The 2,515-nt window shown below is 50.6% G+C and carries 3 protein-coding genes; 2 read left to right on the top strand and 1 reads right to left on the bottom strand.

Annotated elements, in window-relative coordinates; translation table 11 throughout:
• The coding region (locus tag AN233_RS16745) for a hypothetical protein (protein ID WP_141654125.1) at window positions 1-473 on the bottom strand (473 nt) is incomplete at its 3' end.
• Window positions 474-590: 117 nt separating this feature from the next.
• Between AN233_RS16745 and AN233_RS16290 the strand changes: the two genes are divergently transcribed.
• Both AN233_RS16290 and AN233_RS17625 read left to right on the top strand, forming a co-directional pair.
• A complete protein-coding gene (locus tag AN233_RS16290; protein WP_080508349.1) occupies window positions 591-1,691 on the top strand; it encodes a DegT/DnrJ/EryC1/StrS family aminotransferase in 1,101 nt (366 codons plus the stop codon).
• Window positions 1,688-2,515 (top strand): Gfo/Idh/MocA family protein (locus tag AN233_RS17625; protein ID WP_218055049.1); only part of this gene is annotated, 828 nt, incomplete at its 3' end. The genes AN233_RS16290 and AN233_RS17625, both read left to right, overlap by 4 nt.

The following is a 2,515-nucleotide window of genomic DNA, read 5'->3' as shown; positions in this document are numbered from 1 at the left end:
GCATCAGAAATTTTTGGTTTGTTAATATTAAACAACTTAATTAGTTCCCCAATATACTTCACAATGTTAGAATTTTTAACAGACTTCGTTTTCTTAGGTGTGTATTTATTGGCTGGATTACTGTTCTCTAAATGGACGACACTTATATTACAAGACTCATAAACTGGATCAAAGTACAGATCCCACCATTTTCCATCGGGCTCTAGTGAACGACGAGGAGTACCGAATGCTACAAAATCAGATTGATTTGAAAAAAATGGATTGGTAGTACCTATCCCTTTGGCAAGGTCAATTGTGTACTCAAGAACAGACCGAAATCCAATATCTTCAACATCATTCTTATCTGAATTCCTCACACGGTTCCAAACTGAATGGCGAATACGTTCCCAGGCTGGAATATCTTCAATATATATTGAAAATAGTTCATTTTTTTCTTCGATTTGTCTGAACTTATTAGCTTGTTTTTGTATCATATTTTCACTTCTGTGTGTATCCGATTTATTCTAACCATACACAGAGAGTGCTACGGTGGTCAAGAATGTATCGTCTTTATCGTAATCTAATTACATACATAACATCGAATACCGCCTATGGTAGATACGGTACCATTCACGGACATCCATATGGATGACAATACAATCCACGCTGTGGAAGATGTCCTTCGGAGTGGTAGATACGTCAAGGGACCCGTTGTGGAGCAGTTTGAGGAGGCATTCGCTGAAAAGTGTGGTACGGCACACGCGGTCGGCGTCAACAGCGGCACGTCCGCAATTCTCCTCGGGCTCAGAACAGTTGGAGTGGAAGAGGGGGATGATGTCTTCGTTCCGGCCCATACCTATTTCGCGTCGGTAAGCCCGATCCTCTCCCTCGGAGCAAACCCGATTTTCGTTGACGTTGACCCGGAGACATACACAATTGACACAACCGAGTTAGCGGACGCAATCGCTACGTCGGAAAATCCCGCGGCTGTGGTCCCTGTCCACCTGTACGGTCAGTTGGCCGATATGGAGCGTGTCATGGAACTCGCCGAGGAACACGATCTCAGCGTCGTATCCGACTCCTGTCAGTCGCACTTTGCAGAACAAAATGGACGGGAAGCCGGCAGCATTGCAGACGTTAGCGCGTTTAGTTTCTATCCATCGAAGAACATGACCGTCGCGGGTGACGGCGGCATGCTTGTGACCAACGACGACGACATAGCGGAGCACGCACGAGCCCTCCGTAACCACGGTCGCGATGATCAAGGGGTACACCGGCACCTCGGCCTCAATTACAGAATGAGCGAAATGCTGGCTGCAGTCGGGAGAGAACAACTGAAACACATCGAGGAATGGAACGAAGGCCGCCGACGTGCAGCATCGTTGTACGCGGATCGGCTTGACGATATTGACGCAGTGAGCCGGCCGATTGAGGCTGACGAGAACAAGCACGTCTACCATCTCTACGTCGTTCAGGTACCTGATCGGGACGGACTTCGCGAGTATCTCGATGATCACGATGTCGGTACCGGCATTCACTATCCCACACCGGCACACGAGCATCCGGCAGTCATCGAACGCTGCGGAGAAACGACGAAGGAGACAGCGGAGCGGATCACGGACCGAATCGTCTCGCTACCAATGCATCCGCGGATCTCCGAAGATGAGATCGACAAAGTGTGTGCCCTCATTGAGGGGTACTACAACGCATGAAGTACGGTGTCATCGGTACTGGATACTGGGGTTCAAACCACGCTCGAGTCGCTGCTGAACTGGCGGACGAAGGCGTCCTTGACGGCGTCGTTCTCTGTGACGTGGACGAGGATCGCGTTGAAGACCTCGCATCGTCTTATGGTGTCGAATACACGACCGATTATTCGGAACTCGCGTCGATGGGCGTCGGTGCGGGGACTATTGCGACACCGTCACCGACCCATCATCAAATTTCGACCGATCTACTCGAAGATGGCGTCGACTGTCTCGTTGAGAAGCCGTTAGCACTGAACAGCGACGACGCGTGGGACATGGTTGAGACGGCTGAGGAACACGGAGGAACTCTTGGGGTCGGTCATATATTCCGGTATCATCCCGCACTAAGCGATCTGAAAAAACGGATCGACCGTGGTGAACTCGGTGAGATCAAGTATCTCAACACCAACCGATTCTCATTCCGCGTTCCCCGCGAAACTGCAGGTGCCCTCTATTCGCTCGCGGTCCACGATCTCGACATCTCCAATTACTTGCTCGATTCCCAGCCCGAGTCCCTCTACTGTAACCTCGACAGCGTCATCCGGGATGATGTAGACGAAACCGCGACGATAACTCTCGAATACGGTGACGCGACCAGCGTGATAAACGAATCCTGGCAGGTTCCAGTTCACGGCAAGCAGCGGGATCTGACTGTTGTCGGTTCCGAAAAGGCGGCCTACATCGATTATCTAGAGGACACAGTTGTCGAACTGTATGATAGCAGGGTCCGCGAATACAATGGAGACTTCCAAGCCCAGAGCGAAGGGAAGCAGGTCTACGAAACGGAA

It is taken from the genome of Haloparvum sedimenti (genome assembly GCF_001462205.1).
Classification (GTDB): domain Archaea; phylum Halobacteriota; class Halobacteria; order Halobacteriales; family Haloferacaceae; genus Haloparvum; species Haloparvum sedimenti.
The sequence above is the reverse complement of the archived record's forward strand: the minus strand, read 5'-3'. Positions and strand labels throughout refer to the sequence as shown.

Coding starts and splice junctions, on each gene's coding strand:
- AN233_RS16290 (WP_080508349.1), top strand. CDS start 591: ATGGTAGATACGGTACCATTCACGGACATCCATATGGATGACAATACA.